At 43.6% G+C, this 19,779-nt stretch carries 22 protein-coding genes; 8 read left to right on the top strand and 14 right to left on the bottom strand.

The genetic code is table 11. The features are described 5' to 3' along the window. Window positions 1–52: 52 nt before the first annotated feature. Window positions 53–415 (bottom strand): RidA family protein, encoded by a 363-nt coding sequence (locus AB6D93_RS20110; protein ID WP_017062654.1) that lies wholly within the window; start codon window positions 413–415, stop codon window positions 53–55. 281 nt (window positions 416–696) lie between these two features. On the opposite strand from AB6D93_RS20110, the gene AB6D93_RS20105 reads away from it, so the two are divergent. Continuing rightward, entirely contained in the window at window positions 697–1,143 is a 447-nt protein-coding gene (locus AB6D93_RS20105; protein WP_017108085.1) for a DUF417 family protein, read from the top strand. Window positions 1,144–1,259: 116 nt separating this feature from the next. Here the strand turns inward: AB6D93_RS20105 and AB6D93_RS20100 are convergent, their stop codons facing one another. From AB6D93_RS20100 to AB6D93_RS20075, 6 genes are all read right to left on the bottom strand, one after another. Continuing rightward, window positions 1,260–1,778 (bottom strand): GNAT family N-acetyltransferase, encoded by a 519-nt coding sequence (locus AB6D93_RS20100; protein ID WP_102333488.1) that lies wholly within the window; start codon window positions 1,776–1,778, stop codon window positions 1,260–1,262. Window positions 1,779–1,847: 69 nt separating this feature from the next. Next, entirely contained in the window at window positions 1,848–2,312 is a 465-nt protein-coding gene (locus AB6D93_RS20095; protein WP_102333487.1) for an acyltransferase, read from the bottom strand. Between the two features lie 118 nt (window positions 2,313–2,430). Further along, window positions 2,431–2,580, bottom strand: coding sequence for a hypothetical protein (locus AB6D93_RS20090; RefSeq protein ID WP_017062658.1), 150 nt, complete (start codon window positions 2,578–2,580; stop codon window positions 2,431–2,433). Window positions 2,581–2,674: 94 nt separating this feature from the next. Then, entirely contained in the window at window positions 2,675–3,031 is a 357-nt protein-coding gene (locus tag AB6D93_RS20085; RefSeq protein WP_102333486.1) for a hypothetical protein, read from the bottom strand. A 213-nt stretch (window positions 3,032–3,244) separates the two neighbouring features. Beyond that, window positions 3,245–4,492: a RidA family protein gene (locus AB6D93_RS20080; protein WP_102333485.1), complete on the bottom strand. Its 1,248-nt coding sequence runs from the start codon at window positions 4,490–4,492 to the stop codon at window positions 3,245–3,247. 569 nt (window positions 4,493–5,061) lie between these two features. Then, window positions 5,062–5,946, bottom strand: a complete 885-nt coding sequence (locus tag AB6D93_RS20075) for an AraC family transcriptional regulator (protein ID WP_017067592.1) — start codon at window positions 5,944–5,946, stop codon at window positions 5,062–5,064. 193 nt (window positions 5,947–6,139) lie between these two features. Between AB6D93_RS20075 and AB6D93_RS20070 the strand changes: the two genes are divergently transcribed. The 6 genes from AB6D93_RS20070 to AB6D93_RS20045 all read left to right on the top strand — a co-directional run bounded on the left by AB6D93_RS20070 (window position 6,140) and on the right by AB6D93_RS20045 (window position 12,071). Beyond that, a complete protein-coding gene (locus AB6D93_RS20070) occupies window positions 6,140–7,288 on the top strand; it encodes an iron-containing alcohol dehydrogenase (RefSeq protein ID WP_102333484.1) in 1,149 nt (382 codons plus the stop codon). A gap of 224 nt (window positions 7,289–7,512) precedes the next feature. After that, window positions 7,513–8,259, top strand: a complete 747-nt coding sequence (locus tag AB6D93_RS20065; RefSeq protein ID WP_102333483.1) for an amino acid ABC transporter ATP-binding protein — start codon at window positions 7,513–7,515, stop codon at window positions 8,257–8,259. After that, window positions 8,259–9,056: an amino acid ABC transporter permease gene (locus AB6D93_RS20060; RefSeq protein ID WP_102333482.1), complete on the top strand. Its 798-nt coding sequence runs from the start codon at window positions 8,259–8,261 to the stop codon at window positions 9,054–9,056. Before AB6D93_RS20065 ends, AB6D93_RS20060 begins: the two co-directional genes overlap by 1 nt. A 12-nt stretch (window positions 9,057–9,068) precedes the next feature. After that, entirely contained in the window at window positions 9,069–9,878 is an 810-nt protein-coding gene (locus AB6D93_RS20055) for a transporter substrate-binding domain-containing protein (RefSeq protein ID WP_102333481.1), read from the top strand. 129 nt (window positions 9,879–10,007) lie between these two features. After that, entirely contained in the window at window positions 10,008–10,934 is a 927-nt protein-coding gene (locus tag AB6D93_RS20050) for an amino acid ABC transporter permease (protein WP_102333480.1), read from the top strand. 192 nt (window positions 10,935–11,126) lie between these two features. After that, complete coding sequence (locus AB6D93_RS20045) at window positions 11,127–12,071, top strand: ADP-ribosylglycohydrolase family protein (protein WP_102333479.1); 945 nt, start codon at window positions 11,127–11,129, stop codon at window positions 12,069–12,071. 63 nt (window positions 12,072–12,134) lie between these two features. Here the strand turns inward: AB6D93_RS20045 and AB6D93_RS20040 are convergent, their stop codons facing one another. Further along, window positions 12,135–13,019 (bottom strand): LysR family transcriptional regulator, encoded by an 885-nt coding sequence (locus AB6D93_RS20040; RefSeq protein WP_102333478.1) that lies wholly within the window; start codon window positions 13,017–13,019, stop codon window positions 12,135–12,137. 102 nt (window positions 13,020–13,121) lie between these two features. Between AB6D93_RS20040 and AB6D93_RS20035 the strand changes: the two genes are divergently transcribed. Then, entirely contained in the window at window positions 13,122–13,733 is a 612-nt protein-coding gene (locus AB6D93_RS20035) for a LysE family translocator (RefSeq protein ID WP_102333477.1), read from the top strand. Window positions 13,734–13,801: 68 nt separating this feature from the next. Here the strand turns inward: AB6D93_RS20035 and AB6D93_RS20030 are convergent, their stop codons facing one another. The 6 genes from AB6D93_RS20030 to AB6D93_RS20005 all read right to left on the bottom strand — a co-directional run bounded on the left by AB6D93_RS20030 (window position 13,802) and on the right by AB6D93_RS20005 (window position 19,202). Further along, a complete protein-coding gene (locus tag AB6D93_RS20030) occupies window positions 13,802–14,989 on the bottom strand; it encodes a DUF1501 domain-containing protein (RefSeq protein WP_102333476.1) in 1,188 nt (395 codons plus the stop codon). Window positions 14,990–14,997: 8 nt separating this feature from the next. After that, window positions 14,998–16,359 (bottom strand): DUF1800 family protein, encoded by a 1,362-nt coding sequence (locus AB6D93_RS20025; RefSeq protein WP_017081500.1) that lies wholly within the window; start codon window positions 16,357–16,359, stop codon window positions 14,998–15,000. A 140-nt stretch (window positions 16,360–16,499) separates the two neighbouring features. Next, window positions 16,500–16,952: a GNAT family N-acetyltransferase gene (locus tag AB6D93_RS20020; RefSeq protein WP_102333475.1), complete on the bottom strand. Its 453-nt coding sequence runs from the start codon at window positions 16,950–16,952 to the stop codon at window positions 16,500–16,502. A gap of 46 nt (window positions 16,953–16,998) precedes the next feature. After that, complete coding sequence (locus tag AB6D93_RS20015) at window positions 16,999–17,421, bottom strand: N-acetyltransferase (protein WP_017067098.1); 423 nt, start codon at window positions 17,419–17,421, stop codon at window positions 16,999–17,001. Between the two features lie 99 nt (window positions 17,422–17,520). Beyond that, on the bottom strand, window positions 17,521–17,859 hold the full coding sequence (locus tag AB6D93_RS20010) for a zinc ribbon domain-containing protein YjdM (protein WP_004731484.1): 339 nt from the start codon (window positions 17,857–17,859) through the stop codon (window positions 17,521–17,523). A 179-nt stretch (window positions 17,860–18,038) separates the two neighbouring features. Continuing rightward, entirely contained in the window at window positions 18,039–19,202 is a 1,164-nt protein-coding gene (locus AB6D93_RS20005; RefSeq protein ID WP_004731486.1) for a threonine/serine exporter family protein, read from the bottom strand. Window positions 19,203–19,779: the final 577 nt, after the last annotated feature.

Genomic DNA, 19,779 nt, shown 5'->3' with positions numbered 1-19,779 from the left:
TATCTGTTCGTTACTTCTATCTACGATAGCTTATTTCAATCGATAGTTCGGCTTATTGAAACTTTTCACCCGCAGCAACCATAAACGACATCTCAACCAGTAGCTCAGGATTAGCAAGTTCTGCTTTCACGCATGCACGGCTTGGCGCGCAGCCTTCAGGGAACCACGCTTCCCAAACTTCATTGAGTGCATCAAAGTTAGCGAAATCCGTGAGATAAATAGTCACTGACAATACGCGAGATTTGTCGCTGTCTACCAAACTCATCATTTCTTCGGCTTGTTCGAAGATTTGCTGAACCTGACTCTTAATTCCTGCTGTTGTATCCGTCTCTGCCACTTCCACAAAGCTTGCAATACCGTTAAAAACAGTTACATCAGACCAGCGTTTGGTCGGGTTAATTCTATGAATTTTCACTGGTTATACTCTTCTTATAATTAGGGTGAACATCAGCGTAATCTAATCCAAATCATGAATATTGAAAACAAAAATTAGAAAGCTCGCGTTACCTTTTGAACAGCACTATCGCCTACCCATTGCTTTGGTTCTCAACATCACTAGCCTTTGAGTTCCTATCGAGACAATAAGTCGCTACCTATTAAGTTTTTAGATAAATATATTAATTATTATTCTCAATGCGAAATTTAATCTGAGCTATTGCGGTCATATTCAGGGAGTTTATTAAATTGAGTACTTTTATGCATGTTCAAACCTATGATTTAAAACAGAGTAATGTGGGATATAACCTAGGCGTGATTGGCGTAGCGTTGGTGTTAGCTTGGATTGGTATTTACAAGTTTACGCCAACCGAAGCAATGCTTATCGAGCCTTTAATCGCAAACCATCCTGCAATGAACTGGCTTTACAATCTGTTCTCAGTCCAAGCTGTGTCTAACATGGTGGGTGGCGCGGAGATCATTGTCGCGATTGGACTGATCGTTGGATTTAAGAAACCGACAGTTGCCTTCTACTCAGGCATTGCTGCAGCGGCTATCTTTGTTGTGACACTCAGCTTCCTGATTACAACGCCAAACGCTTGGAAAGTATCGGATGGCATCTTAGTCACTAACTTCTTCCTAGTGAAAGACATCCTGTTTTTGGCAATCGCAATTAGCGTAATCGAACGCAATAAACCTCAGAAGTAACTGTATAACTAGAAGTGGCCATAACCCTAGAAGTAACCTTAAACCTTGAAAATAAAGGCTCGAAGCTGGCTAGAAGGACGCTGCCAGCTTCTAATGTATAAGGCACTGATAGTCACCTAGTCAGCTAAAACCTTACGATAATAATGAGCATCTTGATGTTCTCCTTTAAACACCGCGTAGCTCTCAACATACTCGACCAATTCAAAACCGGTATTGGATAAGATTTTGTTGGAACCGATATTGCCCACTAACGCATAGGCATCAACATATTTAAGGTTGGTCTGTTCCTCCAAATAGAGTAGAAACTGCTTTACTGCGTTAGACGCAATGCCTTTTGAAGCAAAGGAACGACCTACTCGATACCCTAGCTCTCCACTATGGGCGATCTGGTCGATATCGCGGATGTTGATTCTTCCACAGACAGTGCCATTGGCATCTTTGATCAACATAGGAATCATCTCACCATTCTCGTATTCAGTTAGAAAGCTGGTGATTTGCTCGGTCACACCTGCATTTGAATAGAAGCTATCACCCCTAACTGGAATAAATTGCTCAAACCACTCTCGATTTTCGACCTCAAAATCCAAAAGCGCACTCGCGTCATTCGGTTGAAGTAAGTGTAAAAATACATCCATGACAAATACTCTAATGTTTCCCTAAAAAGCCGCACCTTATGATTCATGAACCACGGCTTATTAATACGGTTACGGTAAACCTCTCAATTTCTTGGCTGGGTTACCTGCGTAGATACCTTTTTCGGTGATGTCTTTCGTTACCACACTGCCCGCGCCGATTACTGCACCTTCGCAAATGCTGACAGACAGAACCGTAGCGTTAGAACCGACCGTGACGTTGTCAGCTATCAAGGTACGCCCCCAACTTTCAGGATTAGGATCTGGCTTGCCCTCTTTGAATAAGTCGTTGGCAAACATGACTCCGTGACCAACAAAGCAGTCACTTCCAATGGTCACATACTCACAGATAAAGGTGTGAGATTGAATCTTGCTTCTCGCACCTATCACGGTGTTCTTTTGAATCTCAACAAAGGGGCCAACTAACACATCATCTTTAAGCTCACAGCCATAAACGTTACTTGGCTCGATGATAGTGACATTCTCGCCACAGGTAATATCAGTAATCTGTGACTTTAATACTCTTGGACTTGCCATACTTCACTTCCTCTCGACATTAGCGTCACAATTCAACCTAAGAGATTGTGCCGTAGCCATTAAAGTGCAGCAAATAGATATGTTGAGAGTTGGCAATGGATCAGAAATTCTGCATAAATTAAAACAGTCCTACCAGCACAACTGACAACAGCACCCCACCGATAAAACTTGGGGCGTGGAATGGCTGAGCTTTAGATCTAACGTACTCTTTTTGAAGGTCTTCTTGGTAAGTTTTAACGGCGAGTTCTTTTACGTAGTTATTTTGCATAATAAGCTCCTTCTTAATCAGTAAGAGAAGCTTAAGACTTGAAGTTAGGTTGAGGTAAAGCAAAAAATCAGATTAATTGAACACTTTATTTTTGTTACTCGAGGATTACCCTGAACACATCGTTATTCACGCCGCCAACATCTACTAACTCTCCCGGTTTCATTAGAAGCGAGGTGTTAAGCTGTCGTGTTGAACGTGGCTCTTTTGTTTCTCGAATCACTAACATATCGACAAAATAGCCAGACTCTTTCTTTGATATTGAGCCCGAAAACGTAACGCTTTCAACCCTATCGGCAAGGACTGAATTGAATGTTTTATCCTCTAAAACACCTGCGGCGATGGATGTATCACCATAAAATAGCGTGATGGTTGTTGGGTCGGGTACCAACTCTTGATTGGACGAACACCCTATTAGGGTAAGGCATAGCAGTAAAATGGCTCGAAATTGCATAAACTGGTTTTCTTTATTACGTTAAGCGTCTGTTTTTCATATTAAAACACTTCAACCTTATAAATACCATGTTTACGGGATAAGCTTAGGTGTGTCGCTTCGATGGACTTGAGTAATGAAGTGAACGGATCAGATCTCGGCCTGTTGAGTTTGCTCCCTATTTGGAAGCTAAACCGAGATCTGATCGATATTATCGAGAAGGGTTCAATTGATTTATGCAACAACGTCTTGTGGAGGTGTCCCTTCACAGTTAGAAACGACAGCATCAATTTGTACTAAAGCATTCATTGGGATTTCTGAAACCCCTACTACCGTTCTTGCAGGCAGCTCAGCATTAAAGAATGTGGTGTAGACTTCGTTTACCACATCAATATCTGAAATATCCTTAAGTTGAATATTAATTTTCACCGTATCGTCCATGCTATGGTCAACGCTTTCAATTATCGCCTTAATATTGTTTAAACATTGTTCCACTTGTTCTTTTACCCCGCCAGCAACGATTTCATTTGTTTTCGGATCTAAAGGTAATTGGGCTGAAATATGATTGTAGTGAGAGAAAGCAACAGTATGCGAATAAGGCATGAATGGTGCAGAAACAGTATTATTGGTTTCAATAACCAGTAAGCGAGTGTCTTCTGGTAATTGCGGCGGTGTACCGTCGCCATGTGAAATGGATGTATCAATTTGAATTAAAGCACCCATTGGTAATTCAGCTGCGTTAACAACAGTACGAGCAGGAACGTAGCTTGGGAAGAATTTAGCACATACTTCATTTACCACTTCCGCATCTGCGATATTTTTTAGGTAGATAGTCGTTTTAACCACATCATTCATGACGTGTCCGATGCTTTCTAAAATAGCTTTAATGTTTGATAGACATTGCGCTGTTTGCGCTTTGATACCACCATCAACCAACTCACCTGTGGCTACATCTATAGGCAACTGAGCTGAAAGATTGTTGTAGTGAGAAAAGGCTGCAGTCTGCGTAGACACAGCACTTTGAGGTGCGTTATCCGTATTTCTTGAGACCTTAATTAGCGCGCAAGGAGCTTGTGGTTTAGTGCCTTCACCGTTAGAAATGAGAGCATCCATTTGAACCAGCGCATCGCTGCTTGGCAGTGCAGTGACACCCACGACAGTGCGTGTTGGAAGGCTGTTGTGGAAGAAGTTTTTGTAAACTTCATCAATAGCATCGATATCAGAAATATTCTTAACGAAAACATTAATCTTCACGACATCATCCATAACATGGTCGATGCTTTCAACAATCGCTTTAATATTATTCAAACATTGTGCTGCTTGATCTTTAATATCACCGATGACTATTTCACCCGTTTTAGGGTCAACAGGTAATTGAGCTGAAAAGTTATTATAATGAGAAAAAGCGACCGTTTGTGTAGATACAGAATTAATTGGTGCGTTTTCAGTATTTCTTGAAATTTTAATGATATCGCTACTCATCGGAATTATCCTTTTAATAATATAGTCATACGTATTTATATTTAACAATCGTATTGGAAAGAATGATTAAAGTAGCGCCATATTAAGTGAATTATTTTAAGGTAAACGTGATATCAATCAGACTCTCAGTTGACTACAAATCAGCAAGTTACAGAATAATTAGTCATCAAACGACTAATTATCCGTCGTACTAGGCTTTATCAACTGCTAAATTATCTTTAATTTTAAGTCTATTCAATAATCCTGAATACTCTCTCTGATAGTACGGTGAGTAATTCCAGAATTTTAGATAATATTTGATAGGTTGTTCACACTAAAACTTCGTTAATAGCTAAGTTAGTGAGTTTCTCCCCTATACCTGTGCATAAACTCTTAGGCTATTTAATTAATTATTTTCGAGAGCTTATTTTATATAAGTACGTTAATAATATATTCGAGAATCAAATACCTACAATCTGACAATGCCTATGATTAGATACATTTACTCATATAATTCAACAAATATGAGCAATCGTCACCATAGCTTTTGGCATTATAGCTCTCAACACATAGTTTCGTTGAAAGAAGAACTAAACCGCTCTTGGAGTAGTATTGAAGTGGCGCTTAAATTCGCGGCTAAATTGAGATGGGCTGGAGTAACCGACTCGACGTGCAGCATCACTAATACGAAGGCCTTCTAGTTGAATCAGCTCTTTGGCTTTATTAAGTCTAACCTTTTTCAAGTATTGAAGAGGTGATTCAAAGGTGACATTACGGAATGCATTGTGGAAGGCAGACACGCTCATGTTGGCTTCGTCAGCAAGCGATTGAACGGTGATGGTTTGGTCGTACTCTTCATGCACTTTAGACAGCGCTTTGGCAACACGTGCGTAATGGCCATCATGATGAGCTAAATCAAACAGCACACGCCCTTCTGAACCGGTTAATGCGCGGTAGACAATCTCCGTTACCATGGCATCGCCCAATATGTTGGCTTCAATGTCGCAATGCAGCGTTTTCACCAATCGGGTAAAGCTCTCTAGCATTTGCTCTTCCATTGGCGTCGATTCTAAGCCACTCGAGTTCTGTTTGTGCTTGTTGCAGTAGCTCTCTAAGAAGCCTTGATCTTCGAGCTTTTTGACTAAGCTATGCAAGCGTTGAGAATCAATGCTAATCGACAAGCCAAGCAATGGTTCACCATTAACAGGCAAGGCTTCGCACTCTAACGGCATTGGCACACCCACGACAAGATAATCACCTGCAGCGTAAGTCACTGGCCTTTCGCCAATGTAGATGTTCTTTTTACCCTGTCCGAGCATGATAATGCCAGACTGGTAAGTAAATGGCTGACGCTGATTCCCTCCACTGCTTCTATACAACCACACGCCGCTAATTTCAGTTTCTCTGATCCCTTCGAGATCATCCCAACCTTTGTGTTCTACATATGACTGTAACAACTGAGCGAGTGTTTTCATAAGTGGCGACTTTCCATTCCAAGTGCTAAGAGTAAGTAAGCTAAAGCAGAGGAAGAATATCAAGTTTGTAGAAATAGGCAATTTATTTGGAGGAACAGCTCTTCATTGACCTAGATTACTGTACTAATATGCAAATATAGAAATTGAGCAATAAACCAAAATAACAAATTTCGCTTTACACAAGGAATCTCTGATGCAATTTACTTACGTTAACCCTACTGTTATCCATTTCGGCCAAGGCCAAATCAACGCTATCAGCCAAGCGGTTGATACTTCGAAGAAAGTACTGGTCATCTATGGTGGCGGTTCAATCAAGAGCAACGGTGTTTACGACCAAGTTGTAGAAGCTTTAAAAGATCACTCTTGGATTGAGTTCTCTGGCGTTGAAGCAAACCCTACCAAAGAGACGCTAGACAAAGCAGTCGCTCTTGTTAAAGAAGAAAACGCAGAGTTCATTATCGCTGTTGGCGGTGGTTCGGTAATCGACGGTTCTAAATACGTTGCTGCAGCGGCTAAATACGACGGCGACGGTTGGGACATTCTAGCGGGCAAACACCAAGTAACTGAAGCGACGCCAATCGGTGCGGTGCTGACTCTTCCTGCGACAGGTTCTGAATCTAACATGGGCGCGGTAATCACGCGTAAAGCGACTCAAGAGAAGCTTGCTTTCCTTAACCCTGCAGTACAGCCTAAGTTTGCGGTTATGGACCCAGATGTAATGAAGTCTCTACCTGAGCGCCAGCTGATCAACGGATTAGTTGATGCGTGGGTTCACGTATGTGAGCAATACATCACGATGCCAACAGACGCAATGGTTCAAGACGGTTACGCAGAAACACTGCTTAAGAACCTACTTGTACTGGGTAAGCAATACGACGAGCGTGACAACGATGCATGGCGTGCAAACCTAATGTGGACAGCAAACCAAGCGCTTAACGGCCTGATTGGTACAGGTGTTCCTCAAGATTGGGCAACTCACATGATTGGCCACGAATTCACTGCACTATGGCATGTAGATCACGCACGTTCGCTTGCGATTGTTCAACCTTCACTACTTCGTAACCAAATCGAAGCGAAGCGCGGCAAGCTAGAGCAAATGGGTCGTAACGTATTTGGCCTAGAAGCGGGTGCTGATTTAGCAGAACGCACAATCGCTGCAATCGAAGCGTTCTACCACAGCCTAGACGTAGCAACCATGTTCGACGGCTACGAAACAAACAAAGCAACGGCGATTGACAATGTTGTCGCTCAACTTGAATCACACGGTTACCTGCAACTTGGCGAAAACCAAGCAATCACGCCAGAGAAAACGCGTGAGATTTTAGAGTCTGCGATTCACTAAGAATCGGAAAAGAGAGAGAAAATAAAGATAGTGGTTATACAACGATGAATTTTCACATCTGACTGAGCCCATTACTTTTTTCTTTCGTACAACAGAAGCAGCGTTCATTTTGGGCGCTGCTTTTTAATTTGCCCTACAAGATGCTATTAAATTCTCATAAGTCCCTAATTTTATGTGCAATCATATTTCTATATTGTTAAGGTAAACCTGTCTCTTTACTAGGTATGAACAACGATTTGAACAATCTCAAGGAAATGGTTAAGTTTAAGTCACTTAACAAGTGGTATGGTGATTTTCATGCCCTAAAGGATATCGATTTAAATATTGAACAAGGAGAGATAGTGGTGATTTGCGGGCCGTCTGGTTCGGGTAAATCAACATTGATCCGTTGTATCAATCAGCTAGAACCTTTCGAAAGTGGCGAACTTTCCGTGCTAGAACAAGTACTCCCGAGTAAGTTCAACACACCGGGCCAAGTCGGAATGGTGTTTCAGCACTTTCATTTATTCCCCCATCTTACCGTGCTTGAGAACCTAACTCTGTCGCCAATTCGTACGCTTAAAAAAAGCAAACAAGAAGCCGAGAAGATAGCAATGCACTATCTAGAGCGTGTGCACATTGCAGAACAAGCCAACAAATACCCAGTGCAACTTTCTGGCGGCCAGCAACAACGCGTGGCTATCGCCCGTTCCCTGTGTATGAAGCCGGAATTACTCTTGTTTGACGAACCCACTTCAGCGCTTGATCCGGAGATGATCAACGAAGTGCTCGATGTGATGGTTGAACTGGCGAGCGAAGGCATCACTATGGTGTGTGTGACCCACGAAATGGGCTTTGCAAAACAAGTGGCCGACCGCGTTATCTTCATGGATGAAGGACAAATTGTGGAATCGAATACTCCACAATCGCTTTTTGAAACCCCTCAACATGAACGTACTCAAGCGTTCCTAAATCAGATCCTGACTTATTGATGTTGATTCGAATTATTAAACCCGCCCTATCTGCTTTGGTACAGATTGTTGTACTGGTGGCTGCTGTTGTTTGGATTCTCGACTCTGGTGCACAAACCATGGGATACAGCTGGCAATGGGAGCGTGTGCCGGACTATATTGCTTTCTATGAAAATGGCAAATGGTGGCCTGCAGAGTTAGTTGAAGGGCTACTGGTTACCATCAATATCTCTCTGATTTCTTTGGTCGCGACACTGATCATCGGCTTAACGACGGCGCTATTGAGAAACTCAAATTCTGTAGTTGGACGCACCTTAGCCACCAGCTATGTTGAGTTAATTCGTAACACGCCGTTATTAGTACAAATTTATTTGCTCTATTTTGTGTTTGGCCCCGTGTTAGGGCTGGATCGTTTTAGCACTGCCGTTTTAGCCTTGGCACTTTTCCAAGGCGCTTACACCGCCGAAATCTTCCGTGCAGGTTTAAATGGTATTGCGAGAGGACAATTTGAAGCAGCTCAATCTTTGGGTTTATCAAAGACCTATACTTACTGGGATGTGATTCTTCCTCAGGTGGTGCAACGCACCTTGCCACCTTTGACCAACGAAGTGATCTCTCTTATCAAAAACTCTTCGATTGTGAGTGTCATGGCTATCTTTGACCTAACAACCGAAGCCAGAAACATCGTTTCTGAAACCGCGATGCCATTTGAGATTTGGTTCTCTGTGGCGAGCATTTATCTTGCACTTACACTTTCACTTTCTGCCGTTGCAGCTTGGCTTGAGCATAAGCTCGGAGCTAACTGGCGAACACAATAAGGATTTATCAGCATGAAGCTATTTAAAACCGCAATTACAGCCCTACTTGCGCTTGCCGTCAGTTTGCCTGCACTTGCTTCTGAAACGCCTAACCTAGACAAAATCAACGAACGTGGCTCTATACGCGTTGGTATGTCGACGTTTGTTCCTTGGGCGATGCGTAACAAACAAGGCGATCTTGTTGGCTTTGAAATCGATGTGGCAAAACGCCTTGCCGAAGATTCAGGTTGGAAAGTCGAATTTGTACCTACGGCATGGGACGGCATTATCCCTTCTCTATTATCGAAGAAGTTTGATGTGATCATCGGCGGTATGTCTATTACTGAAGCGCGAGCTAAAAGCGTGCTGTTCACTGAACCATACTCTCACTCTGGTGTTCAACTGGCGGCTAATAAAGAGCTAGCGGAAGGTTTTACTCAAATCTCTGATTTTGATTCTCGCCGCGTGAAAATTGCTGCTCGTCGTGGTGCGTTCACAGTTCAAGTGGCTCGTGAAACCTTCCCTAAAGCGAAAGTTCTACAGTTCGATGACGATGCTCAAGCATTCCAAGAAGTGTTAAACGGCAACGCGCACGCAGTTATCGCGTCTAGCCCGAAACCAGAACATGAAGCGATCAAAAACGCAGACACGCTATTTATTCCATTTGAAGAGCGTCTATCCAAAGGTAATGAAGCATTTGCAGTTCGCCTAGGTGAAACTGACAAGGCAGAATTCTTCAACGAGTGGATCAAAGCACGTACTGAAGACGGTTGGTTGAAAGAGCGCTACGAGTACTGGTTCTCAACTCTAGATTGGCAAGACCAGATTGCTCAAGGTCAGTAATCAGAACTGTTGCTAGTGAATCAAGGCAGTGCATTGTTTGCGCTGCCTTGTTTAAAACACCCGAGATAGCTATAAACTCATAGCCACCTCTCACAACACATTAATTATCATCGTTTAAACAGGAATGACGTGAGTAGTACTAGCGCATTAACAACACCTAAGCCCAACGTTCATATGAAGCCTTGGTATCAACGCCTTACTCTTTTAGATGGCGTGTTACTCGCCGTTATTTGTGTGTTTGCAGGCTGGCTTTATTATCGTTCCGCTGTTGGTATTAACTACCAGTGGCGCTGGGAAGATGCGTTTACCCTAATTTTCATTCCACCTTCTCAAGGCAGTATTCCCTACTTTTTCCAAGGCTTGATCGCTACACTGCGCTTGAGTGTCTGGAGCATGGTGTTAGCTCTTTCTTTTGGGACATTACTTGGCGTCGCAAGGCACTCCAAAATCGCTTTCTTCAGAACGCCTGCACTGATTTTTATCCAGTTGGTTCGAAATATTCCGCCACTGGTGTTTGTCTTCATATTCTATTTCTTCGTTTCTAACCAACTGATTCCATTACTTGGTTTAGAAAGTATCTTACGTGAACACAATGGCGAGATTAACGCTGTTCAAGGTTTCCTGTTCGGCCCAGCTAACCTTTGGGAAAACTTAGCGTCTGGTGTGATTTGTATTGGTTTGCTCTCTTCGGCTTACATCGCAGAAGTGATTCGAGCTGGCTTAGAAAGTATTCCAAAAGGCCAATGGGAAGCGGCCGATTCACTCGGCTTATCGGCATTGTCTAAGTATCGATTTGTGGTTGGCCCGCAAGTATTAACGGCCATCACACCGCCATTGGCTGGCCAAGCAATCTCTTTGGTTAAAGACACGTCGATTGTGTCTCTGATTTCTATCCAAGAGATGACTTTCGTTGGTACTGAAATGGCAAACTCGTCAGGTTTGATCTTCGAGATCTGGCTGATTGTAGGCTTCGTATATTTTGCTTTATGCTTTGTGCTTTCGCGTCTGTTCAAAGTGATTGAGCAACGTTCTAGTGCTTACCTTAACCATCAGTAACGTCATTAATAAGAAGTACCGACTCGCCCAGCTATTCATCACCCTTACCCATTTCACCTGATTGGTTTAAGTCATTGATCAGTCAGGATTTATTCCTTCATATTTCTTCTTAGAAACACAGCAAAATGCTCGACTAATCACTATACTTAACGTATCGAACTACGTTGATTCATCTCAAGGACATCGCTCAACATGGACAATCATAAAGAAAGAGCTTTTTACGCCGTTGTCGGCGCATTAGTTGGAGACGCTGCTTCAATGGGGCTGCACTGGCTATATGACCAAGAGAGGATCTTACACGTAGCAGGTTTTGAGCCAGAATTTCGCTCACCGAATCAGTTCGATTATCAAGACAAGGGCTACTTTGCTCACCAAGGAAAAACCGCAGGTGAACAATCACAGTATGGTGCTCAGCTATTGGCGATGGTCGACAGTTTAGTCGACAACCAACAGTACGATGAAGCGAGCTACATCAAGCACTTCCGATTCTGGTTTGATTTTGGTGGTAGTTGGCGAGGCTATATTGATAAAGCGACTCGTATGAGCTTGTTGAACATCCATCAATTAGAATTGGCAAATGCCCCGATTACTGCCTGTGGCGCGGATGATACACAGCTCCCCGCAGTCTCAAAGATCATTCCATTAGTGGCGTGTACTTACACCTCTCACACCTTACCTGCAATGGTAGAGAGTGCGGTACGAGTCACTAATAATAATGATAAAGCGGTAGAGTGGGCACAAGCCATCACCCTACTGATTCAAGCCGCGATACAAGGCAATTCACCATTACAATCAGTAGAGATGGTACGACAAACCTGCAGCAAGTTTATACACGATCAAATCGATGAAGCCCTCTCAGCGCCTGAGCTTTCAATAACAGATGCCGCGAAAAAGTTCGGGTTGCATTGCGAATTGAGTGCCGCGTTCCCGCTGCTGATTCGCATCATTGCTGGCGCTCAGAGCTTTAAACAAGGTATCCGCGACAACATTTTATGTGGGGGCGATAGCTGCGGGCGTGCAATTGTAATTGGCGCGGTATTAGCGGCGTGTTTCTACGAGGAAGATGGAGGCATTCCAACCGAATGGCTAAAACAAGTCGAACTCAATGGCGGTGTGCTGTCTTTGCCTATTGAGTGATTTCCACAACAACGAACTAGAGCCTGACATAAGACAAGCACACTTCTAGGTCGGATGTCGTTCCTATAAAGTTGGAACACACTGCGATAACTCATTCTTCAGCCAAACAACAAACGGGCTTTCTGGCTCTTCATGGTTGCTATCTTGCGTGAGCAATATGTACTGATGACCGGAAGGCACAAAGCCGAACGGTGCGATTAAGTTGCCTCTATTCAAATCATCAACCACCAATGGATAAGAACCAAGAGCCGCTCCTAGCCCATCAACAGCCGCTTGAAAGCAGAAATAGAAGTGTGCAAAGGTCTGGTTTGATATAGTTTGTGACACCAATCGGCGTTCAAATTCACTATCTTTGGTGATGGATGCCCAGTGGCTCCAAGCGTTTGGTCGCGTGCTGCTGTGCAGTAATTTTACATCGGCTAGCTTGTCTTTGACCTGTTGCCAGTAATCAGGCGAGAACACAGGGCCAACCCACTCTTCAACTAACGGTATCTGTTTGTAATGCTCGGTTACGTTGAAGTCGTCTCGGCGAATGGCCATATCTAATCCAGTTGCGCCTAATGTCACAGGCCCACCTGCGGTAGACAATCGAACATCAATTCCGGATTCGTTATAGAAATCACCGAGTCGAGGCATTAACCAACGCATGGTCAATGTGGGTTCGCATGAAACTTCCAACGCTTGATGATTCAGCTGATTAAGCTTATGGACTCCAGTCTCCAAGGCTTGGAACGCTTGCTCTGTGTAACCTTTGAGTAATTCCCCTTCTTTGGTGAGACACACATTCCTGCCCTGTTTGTAGAACAAAACTTGGGATAAGTGATTTTCCAATACCTTGATCTGCTTACTCACCGCGCCATGTGTGATATTGAGTTTATCCGCCGCTTCACTGTAACTACTCGAATGCGCTGCTACGTGGAAAATATGAAATGCTTTCAAATGTCTCATGTGTGATTTTTTCTCACAGATAGGTAGAATTCATTTCGATTATAGGCAGCAATAAAAAACCATACAATGCTGGCTCATCAAATATAAAGAGTTGGAGTCATTATGGAGTGGTTAAGCCTAGCAGTATTGGGACTATTGATTGTTATCAGCCCAGGCGCTGATTTCGTTTTAGTTTTGAAAAACAGTGTCAATCAAGGAAGACAAGCAGGGATTTGGACTGCAATCGGTGTGAGTTTAGCGATTTGTGTTCACATCAGTTATTCAATGCTTGGGATCAGTTACTTAATCTCACAGAATGAGCAGCTGTTTGACATGATTAGATACGCAGGTGCAACCTACCTTATTTATCTAGGGCTAAAAGGTATCTTGAGTGCGGACAACAAGCTTGCACCGATGGAAGATGCAAAGCAAAGCACCAGTGTTTGGCGCTATTTAGCCCAAGGCTTCTTATGTAACGTGCTCAACCCCAAAACCATGTTGTTCTTTTTGAGCATCTTCAGCCAAGTCATCTCACCTGATGCAGAAAACCAGCATGTCGCGCTCGGCTATGGGCTTTACATGATCGTTCTTCACGGTTTATGGTTTGGCGTTGTCGCTATGCTGTTTACTTCGAATACATTGCAAAAGCATCTATTGAGAGCAAAGAAAAGGCTTAATCAAGCATGTGGATTTGGCTTAGTGACGTTCGGAGCACTGTTGGCGATTAAATCGTAAACAAGCGAGTCACAAATTGAGAGCGATTCAAACGACTGAATCGCATCTAACTGGGTCTTGGTAAAACTCTAAACAAGATTCATCGGTCTAATATCGGCACTATCAGGGAAGATAGCGTTAAGTTGTTTCACTTCTATCGATAAATGTCGGTTGAGCACACCCTTGATAACCGAACGCATATCAGTCGTTGGACTAAGGTCTCGGCCTTCATATAGCTGGCTTTGGCTCAAGCCCGGCCAATTGGTAATAACCTTACCACCCGCTCCTTTCAACGATGGCAGCGCACCACCCGCAACAAACATGACGTTGCCAGTGCCATGGTCGGTGCCTTTGGTGCCGTTTTCTTTTGCTGTTCGACCAAATTCACTGGCTGCAATGATCACTGTCTTCTGCCAACGATCACCAAGTGAAGCCTTGAGAGCCGCTAACCCAACATCCAAAGTTTTAAGCTGATTACTCAACCGTCCATTTACGTTACCTTGATTGGCGTGAGTGTCCCATCCACCGAGTTCTAACGCTGCGATGTTTGGTCCGTTATCAGCCGACAATATGTCGCCTGTTTTACCCATCAATGATTTAAACTGTTTGCCGACACCTTGGTCGCCTACCAGTTGATCTATCTTCATGACACTTTCAAAGTTTGAAGACAGCATTTGGTCACTTTGAAACAACTCTTCCAGCAGTTCCGTTTGTTTATCACGTGTTTTTAAGCGGTTTGGGTACCAACTTGCAACGGTCGATTCGCCCTGCATGATGAGTGGTAAGCCCGAATCAATCGCTATTCCATCGTATTTTTCTGAGCTCAACGTGAGTAAACGGTTAATCCACCCTACGGTGTTAAACGGGTCGGAAGTGCCATTCTCCAATATCTTCTGTCCATCAAAATGTGAGCGCTCGCGATAAGCGGTTGAACAAGCGTGTACAAAGCTGAGTTCGTTACTCTCATACCATTGATGGCATTGCTTTAGGGACGGATGGAGCCCAAAGAAATCATCCAACTTCACTAGCTGTTCAGGTTTTAATCCGATGTTGGGTCTCAAATTAGAGTAATCCGGATCGGCATGCGGCACTACAACATTTAAACCATCCATCGCGCCACGCAGTGATACCCAAATGAAGATATTGTCTGAACCTGTTTTGGCAAAGCTTGGAAATGGCAGCATCGCACTGACGCCAACAGCCGCCGCAATACCCATGAACTGGCGGCGGTTAATACTATGTGGCGCTTTATTCTGAGAACAATCTGACTTTTTCATACCCACTCCTAACGATATTGAAACTGCGGACTTAGCCACAACAGGGAAAGTTGCATTGCAGCGCTGTCGGCTTTGTTCAATACAATTTGGGTGTGTTCATCAATAGCATCGCCATATAAACCCGCGATCACTTTATCCACTACCGCTTTCGGCTTAACTCCTGACGCTTTAGCCGATTTTATTGCAGCAGACGCAAGCCTATTCGCAACTTGCATACGTTGAGTCAACGCCGAAGGGCTATTGTAGTCTCTGTCTTGATCCGACCAGCCTGCAGGTGAACCCGGTTTAAAAGGAGGCTGCCCTAAATTGTTGAGTGCATTGAATGCCTGTTTCTCGTTTAAAGAAATATCGGCACTACGAAGAACGGCAAACAGCCACTCCTTCGGCGGTCTAAAACGATTAGGGTTAGGTTTACTCGCCTCAGCGCTGTTCAATAACAAGCGATAGATAGGCAGTAAATCTCCCTCGCCTTTCAGATATTCAGCAACCATTTGCTCTGAGAGTTCTTTAGATATGTCGCCAATGAAATGCTGGCAAAGCTTATCAACCAAGTGCGCAGCAGTGTCTTTGTGGGTCGCTAAGGTTTTTAAACACGACTCTCCTTGCGAGACCCCGGATTGAGAATAGGACTTTCCAAGCAGTGTGATACTTCCTGGCTCATGCAGATTATTAGCGAATCGAAAACCAGCATCAGGAGATTTGAATTTAATGCCCCAGCCTGAAATGCCTTTTGCTAAAGCAATAACATCTTGCTGAGTATAAGAACCGTCAACGCCAAGAGTGTGGAGTTCTAAGATCTCACGAGCGAGGTTCTCATTGAGCCCCTTATTACGGCGCTTTCCGACTTTTGAATTGGGACCAATCGAGAGTTGATTGTCGAGATACAGAAGCATCGCAGGATGTTTAGAAGAAGCCATCAGCATCTCGCCAAAGTTACCATTCCAATGCTGGCGAACCACATCGTTTTCAATGCTGGCGGCCAAGGGCATCAGTTTTCGATTATCGACCGAGATGGCGAAGTGATTGCTCCAAAACTGAATGATGCGCTCTTGAAAACCATAAGGAGTTTCAACACTTTGTAGGTGGCGAGCTTGAGCTTGTTGTCGATACTGCGTTCGAAGAAAAGACTGCGCTTCTTTCTTCGTGGCTTGCATCTGTTGTTCGTCACCCTTGGCCTTCATTCGTTGTACACGATTCTCTCCTACTTTAATCAGAGTAGATTCAGTACTCGGTAAGTCTTGTATAGCTTGGTGAACGAATGGCTTTTTATCCAACTGTTCTACAGGAGAATAATAGGTTGTTTGACCTAGTTTGGGCCCAAAGCCAAACCTTTGTTCACCCACGATTTTTGAAGTCGGGTAATAATTCATTGCACACTCCCTTACGCTCGATCTTTTCTAAGTGTAATCGCTTAGTCATCAAGCATAGGGAGCTTTACAAGGTTTTACGTTAGATAAGTGTCAGGTGCCTATCAAGTTACCGACACGGTGTGATCATTTTGAATGAGTGTCTATTTACGCCACATATAGACAAACTGCTCGTTTTGCGAGGTGATTTCAAAGCCAAACCTCAAGTACAACTCCCCAACTCGATTACCTTGCAGGTAACAAAGTTCGACGGGTTTATTGAGGCTGTCAGCCTTAGTTAAGCAATCTTTCAGTACTTGGCTGCCGATGCCCTTTCCATGATACTCAGGCAATAAGAAGAATCGGCAAAAATAGAAGTACTCGCCTTTGTCTTGCAACAACACACTGCCAATCGCTTGACCTTGATATTCAATGATTTCAGGCCGTTCTTCTGCCCACTCTTCAGCGTGTATATCTCGTTGAACCTGCTCATCCCAGCCAAATACGGCCTTGATAGGTTCGAACTCAGCGGCCCTCTTAAGCTCGAACAGAAATTCATAATCTGATGACTGAGCAGCTCTTGTTGAATGCGAAAGAGCAGCTTTAACCATGTCCATATGATGTTGATTCCTGTTACTTTTCTACCGGGTTTAGTTATCAAGCTTAAGATAAGTGCATGGTGTATTCTTGATGTCCTGTGTGCTCATCAGTTTGTTCGCTCACAATAGAGAAACCTTGAGACAAGTAGAACTCAATGGTCGCTTGGTTCTCTTTATACACATTCAAAGACAGATTCGGGCATTCAAGCTTCGCGTGTTGGATAAGTTGCTTACCAACACCACAGCCTTGATGCTGTGGGCTCACAAATATCGCCGCTAAGATACCTTCATAAAGCGAATAAAAGCCACAAACCTCACCGTCTACTTGATACACGTAAGTTATTGATGCAGGAATGTATATGTCGCGCATATTACCTACTTGAGACTCCCAGAACTCAGGAGCCACAAAGTCATGCGCCTTGATCGAGGCGGTTAACCAAATATCTAAAACGACCTCAATATCAGCTGGGTTGTACTCTCTAATCATCTTAATTCTCTAAAATTATTGCGTTTTAATATGCGAATCAGTATGTCGAGAAGCGACTTAAACTTATTGAAGATTTACGACAATTATTTGAAACAATGGTTACTGCTTCTTAACGTACTTCGCCGTAACCAGCATTTCACCGCCACCATCCAGCTTGCAATCTAGTTGGTGATCTTTGCCTTCATTGATGCGTCGAATCACAGCTTTAGTACCAATTTTCAATACGCTAGAACTGCCTTTAATTTTTAGATCTTTAATGAAGGTAACTTTATCGCCACTTTCCAATACAACGCCATTCACGTCCTTAACACGCGCGGCTTCTCTTTCTAAACGCTCTTCTTCTGGGTTCCATTCGTAGGCGCACTCAGGGCAGATTAGGTTGTTTTGGTCTGGGTAAACATATTCAGATTGGCATTGCGGGCAAGGAGGTAGAGACATACGTTAATACTTAATTTAAATAGAATTTGTTCCATTTTAATGGCTCTTGTCAGGCTTAGCGAGCATAAATCTAACAAGTTTTACGGAGAGCTAATTGTCTTCAAAAAAGAGCAGCACCTAAAACGAACAAACACAGCCGCTAAGCTGTGTTTGTTTAAAGGTTTGAAAAGCGGAACGGCTTAACGTTCGACTTTTGGTGAGTAAATCGAGTAAGCGGTAATTTGCCCTGCCACGATTGCCGAGAACATGAATAACGCCGATAAACCAATACTCGGGATAGGCAAAATCGATTGTTCAAACACCGACTGGCTGGCACTCACTAATACTCGGCTACCCGGAACCAAGATGATGATCCCTTGCACGATATAAATAGAACCCGTGAGCTCCATCTTCTTGGCAATCCAAGTTCCGTACAAAGTAATAAGAACCGTCGTCACCCAAGTGCCGACAACCCAACCACTATCAAAACCTAGATAGAATGGGCCCCACATACCGAGAACGGCAACTGGCAAACCAAGTAAGATGTCTTTAGGGCGAGCATTGAACATCACACCGATAGACACAGAGATCAGCACCAAGCCAGATATGTGCATCCACATCGGTACCGCGTTGGTATAGTCGATGGAGACCGCTTGTCCCCATATCGCTTCACCGATGTTGAGCCCCATGATAATCCCGACAAACAGCTTAATCAGGGTTAAGGCGCTCTGCCCTAGCAAGCTGGTACCAGAAACCAAGTCATTAAACGCCAAACATTCTAATGCGTTAGCTATGGATAACCCGGGGACAAACAAGACAATCGAGGCGATACACAACGCCCACACCGGAATCGGCAACCCTGTGCTCGCCAGAAACGCCACGAAGATACCGGTTAGCAGTGCCGAGATGAACTCAACCGCGATAGCACGACGTGAATGAAGAACTTGCTGACATACCCACACCATCAAACCCAATAACGCAGAAAAGCCCACCGCTTCCAACGTACTGCCCACCAGCATCAAATAAGCAGGCGGAATACCCATATTGGCAAGTGCAGTCACAAATTTTGAGTAACCGACAGGTTCTGGTACAGGCTCACTGCTTGGCTGGTTAATACGAATGATCGTATTGGCCAACAAACTCAGGTTAATTGACGCAGGCTTTAGACGCTTAAGAATAACGGCGTTGTTATCGTCTGGAAATTGATAGTTAATCGCAGTTGGCGTTGCTTGGATCATCACATCCACACCATGCTTTTTTGCATAGAATTGAGTGTATTTCTCTAGCTTGTAAGGAGCACAACCACTGCGGTGAAGAGTGTCACCAATTTCAACAATTTTGTTAATTCGGAACTGAGAAGGCATGGGAATTTTAGGGGAGACAAAATGTGCGGCAAATGTACCAAACGATAGACGGAATGACGAGACTTTTGCGTGAATTATCAACTGAACTCGTTACTTTTTTCTGCAAAGGCTTATAAGTGCCTATAACTCTACTCATTTGGGATTAGTTTACTGAATGTTTTGACAGGCTGATAAGTTAAATTTATGCATTCAGATTGTTATTAGTGGACGCCAAAACACAAATAAAAATCAGTTTATGTTAACACTCCAAATTCCTTAATTTTCATGAGATTTATGACAACTAAGCACCACCAAAGCGTGTTTATAAATTGACTCGGATTTATCGCAAAAAGCAGCATGACATCTACTAATATTTCTCGCCCTCCTTTTAACGAGATTTTAGTCACGTTTTATTCACTCTGAAAGCGCCGAACATGATGGAAAAACTAGCGGAGTGGTGGTTATGCGAGCACTTAGAATAAAAATGAAAGAAAAAGGTTTCGTTTTCAGTTAGATGTGGCATTATCAAACTCGTTAAGACGATGTGCGTGCATCGTATAATGGCTATTACCTCAGCCTTCCAAGCTGATGATGCGGG

Source organism: Vibrio sp. 10N.247.310.23 (assembly GCF_041467155.1).
Classification (GTDB): domain Bacteria; phylum Pseudomonadota; class Gammaproteobacteria; order Enterobacterales; family Vibrionaceae; genus Vibrio; species Vibrio crassostreae_C.
This window is presented reverse-complemented; position numbering and strand designations above follow the sequence as displayed.

Excerpts from the sequence above, each read along its gene's own strand:
- AB6D93_RS20105 (WP_017108085.1), top strand. The coding sequence starts at position 697 with ATGCATGTTCAAACCTATGATTTAAAACAGAGTAATGTGGGATATAAC.
- AB6D93_RS20100 (WP_102333488.1), bottom strand. The coding sequence starts at position 1,778 with ATGGATGTATTTTTACACTTACTTCAACCGAATGACGCGAGTGCGCTT.
- AB6D93_RS20095 (WP_102333487.1), bottom strand. The coding sequence starts at position 2,312 with ATGGCAAGTCCAAGAGTATTAAAGTCACAGATTACTGATATTACCTGT.
- AB6D93_RS20090 (WP_017062658.1), bottom strand. The coding sequence starts at position 2,580 with ATGCAAAATAACTACGTAAAAGAACTCGCCGTTAAAACTTACCAAGAA.
- AB6D93_RS20085 (WP_102333486.1), bottom strand. The coding sequence starts at position 3,031 with ATGCAATTTCGAGCCATTTTACTGCTATGCCTTACCCTAATAGGGTGT.
- AB6D93_RS20080 (WP_102333485.1), bottom strand. The coding sequence starts at position 4,492 with ATGAGTAGCGATATCATTAAAATTTCAAGAAATACTGAAAACGCACCA.
- AB6D93_RS20075 (WP_017067592.1), bottom strand. The coding sequence starts at position 5,946 with ATGAAAACACTCGCTCAGTTGTTACAGTCATATGTAGAACACAAAGGT.
- AB6D93_RS20070 (WP_102333484.1), top strand. The coding sequence starts at position 6,140 with ATGCAATTTACTTACGTTAACCCTACTGTTATCCATTTCGGCCAAGGC.
- AB6D93_RS20065 (WP_102333483.1), top strand. The coding sequence starts at position 7,513 with ATGAACAACGATTTGAACAATCTCAAGGAAATGGTTAAGTTTAAGTCA.
- AB6D93_RS20060 (WP_102333482.1), top strand. The coding sequence starts at position 8,259 with ATGTTGATTCGAATTATTAAACCCGCCCTATCTGCTTTGGTACAGATT.
- AB6D93_RS20055 (WP_102333481.1), top strand. The coding sequence starts at position 9,069 with ATGAAGCTATTTAAAACCGCAATTACAGCCCTACTTGCGCTTGCCGTC.
- AB6D93_RS20045 (WP_102333479.1), top strand. The coding sequence starts at position 11,127 with ATGGACAATCATAAAGAAAGAGCTTTTTACGCCGTTGTCGGCGCATTA.
- AB6D93_RS20040 (WP_102333478.1), bottom strand. The coding sequence starts at position 13,019 with ATGAGACATTTGAAAGCATTTCATATTTTCCACGTAGCAGCGCATTCG.
- AB6D93_RS20035 (WP_102333477.1), top strand. The coding sequence starts at position 13,122 with ATGGAGTGGTTAAGCCTAGCAGTATTGGGACTATTGATTGTTATCAGC.
- AB6D93_RS20030 (WP_102333476.1), bottom strand. The coding sequence starts at position 14,989 with ATGAAAAAGTCAGATTGTTCTCAGAATAAAGCGCCACATAGTATTAAC.
- AB6D93_RS20025 (WP_017081500.1), bottom strand. The coding sequence starts at position 16,359 with ATGAATTATTACCCGACTTCAAAAATCGTGGGTGAACAAAGGTTTGGC.
- AB6D93_RS20020 (WP_102333475.1), bottom strand. The coding sequence starts at position 16,952 with ATGGACATGGTTAAAGCTGCTCTTTCGCATTCAACAAGAGCTGCTCAG.
- AB6D93_RS20015 (WP_017067098.1), bottom strand. The coding sequence starts at position 17,421 with ATGATTAGAGAGTACAACCCAGCTGATATTGAGGTCGTTTTAGATATT.
- AB6D93_RS20010 (WP_004731484.1), bottom strand. The coding sequence starts at position 17,859 with ATGTCTCTACCTCCTTGCCCGCAATGCCAATCTGAATATGTTTACCCA.
- AB6D93_RS20005 (WP_004731486.1), bottom strand. The coding sequence starts at position 19,202 with ATGCCTTCTCAGTTCCGAATTAACAAAATTGTTGAAATTGGTGACACT.